At 37.3% G+C, this 3,774-nt stretch carries 2 protein-coding genes and 1 pseudogene; all 3 read left to right on the forward strand.

The genetic code is table 11. The features are described from left to right. Positions 1 to 141: 141 nt before the first annotated feature. Positions 142 to 732: a DNA adenine methylase gene (locus DMC01_RS12080; RefSeq protein ID WP_185908930.1), complete on the forward strand. Its 591-nt coding sequence runs from the start codon at positions 142 to 144 to the stop codon at positions 730 to 732. 1,176 nt (positions 733 to 1,908) lie between these two features. Then, positions 1,909 to 2,088, forward strand: a complete 180-nt coding sequence (locus tag DMC01_RS12085; protein ID WP_142694441.1) for a hypothetical protein — start codon at positions 1,909 to 1,911, stop codon at positions 2,086 to 2,088. Beyond that, positions 2,078 to 3,774, forward strand: a pseudogene (locus DMC01_RS13940) (hypothetical protein); the annotation flags it as partial. The gene DMC01_RS12085 and the pseudogene DMC01_RS13940, both read left to right, overlap by 11 nt.

Consider the following 3,774-nt stretch of genomic DNA (forward strand, 5'->3'; position numbering starts at 1 on the left):
CGTTTTTTTGCCTCTAAATCAAGGCAGAAATACTTCAAAATTCCTTAAATTTCTTTTGAGACAATTCTGGAATGAATCATATATTTATTTTTCATTTTGCTCTCCATACTTTAAAATGATATTGTATCAATTTAAAGTATCTTGAGCCAAAATAATTTTAAAAACGGACGAGAGCTTTATGAAAGCTTATTAGCTCGCAGAAACGAAAATTTAAGCGAATTTCAAAGGGCGGTAGATTTTTTCGTGCTAAACCGCATCACCTTTTCGGGAGTGGTTGATAGTGGGGGATACTCGCAAAAGGCTTATGAGAGCCGTTTTACGCAAAGTAGCATTGATAGGCTTAAAAATATGGATAAAATTTTAAAAACTTTTACATTTAGCAACGAAGGCTATGAAAATTTGCTACAAAGGGAGGGACAAGGGGTTTTTATCTTTTTAGACCCTCCATATTTTAAAGCCACTAAATCAAGGCTTTATGGTAAAAGAGGCGATTTACACACTAGCTTTAATCACGAAAAATTGTGCGAAAATCTGAAAAATACAAAACATCATTTCTTGCTTACCTATGATGATAGCGAGTTTATAAGAGAACTTTACAAGGATTTTTACATAAAAGAATTTAGCGTTCAATATGGAATGAATAATTTTAAGCAAACAAGGGCTGAAAAGGGGCAAGAACTGCTTATAAGTAACCGTGAATTTGTCAAAAAAGATACATTGTTTAGTGCATAAAGGCTAAAATTTATCTAAGCTTGATTTAAAATTTACTCAATTTTAAGGCTTAAAGATCTTTTAAAATTGCGTGAATTTTTTGGGATGTGGGTGTGAATTTTTTAATAGAGTGTCATTGCGAGATTTTACGAGCAAAGTGAGTAAAACCGTGGCAATCCATAACTTGCAAGATCTTAGTGTTTGAAAAGTGTGTAAAGTGTGTAAAGTGTGTAAAGTGTGTAAAGTGTGTAAAGTGTGTAAAGTGTGTAAAGTGTGTAAAGTGTGTAAAGTGTGTAAAGTGTGTAAAGTGTGAATTTCTTGGGATTTGCGTTTTTTGGTGTGAATTTTTTGGATTGCCACGCGGTTTTTTACAAAAACCGCTCGCAATGACGGATATTTGTTATTCTGAGCCTTTTTGTAAAAAAGGCTCGCTCCACAATCAAAAGGAGGTTTTTATTGTAGGATATGGGGCTTTTGCCTTTGTGGGTTGTTTTAAACTTAAGTGAATTTCTTGGAGCTTTTACAAAAAAATTCACAAAAGACTGTGAATTTTTGAGCTTTGTGTTTTTGTTTGTGAATTTTTATATAAACTTGTTTTTTTGAAACCTTTAAAACTGTGTTTTGATATTTTTTGTGAGATCTTTTTGAAGTTTTAACTTTAAATTTTATATAAAAGAAGGTTAAATAATATAAAGCAAAAATACTCACAAATTTTAATCACACGCTAAACTTGCTTTATTCTTTGCTTTTTATATTTAGACCGTGAATTTAGGCTACAAAAATAAAGTTTTTTGACAAAACCTAGCTTCTTTAAACAAAGGATCTTTTTTAGAAAAAGAGCTTTTTGGCTTAGCCTTGTAAGCTAATAAATTTTTTGGCAAAAAGTTAATTCTTGATTTTGCAAAACAAAGCTTATTTAGCAAAGCCTTTGTGCTAAAATTAACGGTTTTTAAAAAAAGCCTTTTTTGTAAGTTGCTTTTTTTTAAACTACAAAATTATGGCTGTGAATTTTTACATTTGTAGGCTATTTCTTAAACGAAGATTAGACTGTGAATTTTTGCAAGGGTTTTTAGGCAAAAATTGTCATTTTTATGCCTTTGTTAATCAAAGTTTAATAGAATTTTTAGCATTACAAATTCATTATATCGCTAAATTTTAATTATATCACAAAGGCGAATTTATCACACAGGAGCTTTAATGAAAAGCAGTTTGCATTTAAGTAAAAAGAAGGCTAAGTTAAACTTAACCGGATTTTATCTTATCAATAAAATTTTTTTCAACGCCCATTTTACGAGCCTTTTAAACACCAAAAAAGCCTTGTCCTTTAAGTACTCACTCAAAGCCTTTAACCCCCCCCCCCCCACAAATGAAGTATAAAATCTTTCTTTTAAAAACTTGTTGTCTTAGTTTATTGTGCCTAAATTCAGCCCTTGGGGCTAATATCTACTCACTTCCTAGCACCCTAAATTTAAACGCACAGCAACAAAGAAACGACACAGCCATCGGCACAAAGGGCAACGGCACTATGTGGTATTTTTATGACGGAAAGGGTGCTAATTTTACCCTTAATGGCGGTGTGGGTTCAAAATACACACTTTCGTCAAATAACCAAGCCACAATGTTTTCTGTCGATAACTTAACCTTGGGTGCAAACGCAAATTTGGAATTAAATCAATTTCACACCCTAGCCGTAAATACAGCCCTAAGTTTGGGTGCAAACTCTACTTTTGGCACGACAAATAGCGGAACTATTATGGGTGCTGGTGGCACGGAGTATGGGGGCGATTCAAAGCTTCGCTTTGAAAAAAATTCACGCCTTGTTATAGGCAACTCTGCTAGTGCTAGTTTTTCTCGCATACTCTTTTTTATCCACAAGGGCGACATTAGCTTGGGGGCGAATTCAAGGCTAGATATGCCACTTGTTTTAAGGGCTGTTCGCTTTGAAAAATCCTTTACAAACAACGGCGGCACAGCGACTTTTGGCTCGGCACAATACTTGTCGCAATTTCCTGTTAGGGTTTATAATGTCGGCAACTATTCAGTGGCAACTTTTACGCAAAATAGCGGTGCGACAACGATATATGGGGATTTTTACAACGGCGGCGATGTTAGGGAGGCTGATAATGCAGTAGATACCATAGGTAGCGTAGCTGGTGGTTTTAATGTCTATGACACGGCGTATAGTGGCGGTGGGGATTTGGTGCTAAACGGCGGGACTATGCACATTACGGGCAAGCTCGTCTCCGCTAAAAACAGCTTTGGCACCGTGTATAATCCAAATGTCAAAATCTACGGAGCAACTCTCATAGTGGGTGGGGGTTTGCAAAACAAAGAAGGCTCGACAATCACCTTTGGCTTGAGAAATGGTGTTATGGGAAAGCTTCAAGGGGATTTAAACAATGACAAGGGACTTGTAAATGTCGATATACAAGGCATTAGCACTGCTGCAAATTATCAAATCATAACAGGTGCTATCACAGGGCTTACAAATGTAAGCTTTATCAACAACCCCAACCCATCCTTTCTAACAGCCACTTACAGCAACGGCTCTGTCAGCATAGCACAAGCAGGCTCAGCCCAACCAAGCCCAACTCCTACACCTTCTCCTACTCCTAGCCCCACGCCTTCGCCCACCCCCACCCCTACTCCGACACCTACACCTAACCCAAATCCTTCGCCAAGCCCTTCGCCCACTCCAAGCCCAAATCCTACTCCTTCTCCAACTCCAGCCCCTAGCCCCGCACCAGCTCCAACAGATCCAACTCCATCTCCAACACCCACACCAAGCCCTAGCTCTCCAAGCAAATTCGATGAGTATAAAGAGAGCTTAAGCTCAAACAACAAGGGCATTTTAGGCTCATTATCTGCTAAATTTGGAGGGGATTTTCCTCTTTTAACAAGGCTTGCAAATATCGAACTTGCCATAGCTGAGACCGATAAGGCCATACAAGAAGTAGTGCTTGAAAGCCCAAAGGGTATGATAAATGCTTTCAAGGGAGATACTTTGCTTGCTCCACTTAGTAAAACAGGCTTTGAGGCAAGGTATTTTGCAGCTAGTAATTT

Origin of the sequence: Campylobacter troglodytis, from assembly GCF_006864425.1 — a bacterium.
GTDB classification, from domain to species: Bacteria; Campylobacterota; Campylobacteria; order Campylobacterales; family Campylobacteraceae; genus Campylobacter_D; species Campylobacter_D troglodytis.

What these genes read in the sequence shown, in the direction of transcription:
- DMC01_RS12085 (WP_142694441.1), top strand. Translation starts at nt 1,909, where the DNA reads ATGAAAAGCAGTTTGCATTTAAGTAAAAAGAAGGCTAAGTTAAACTTA.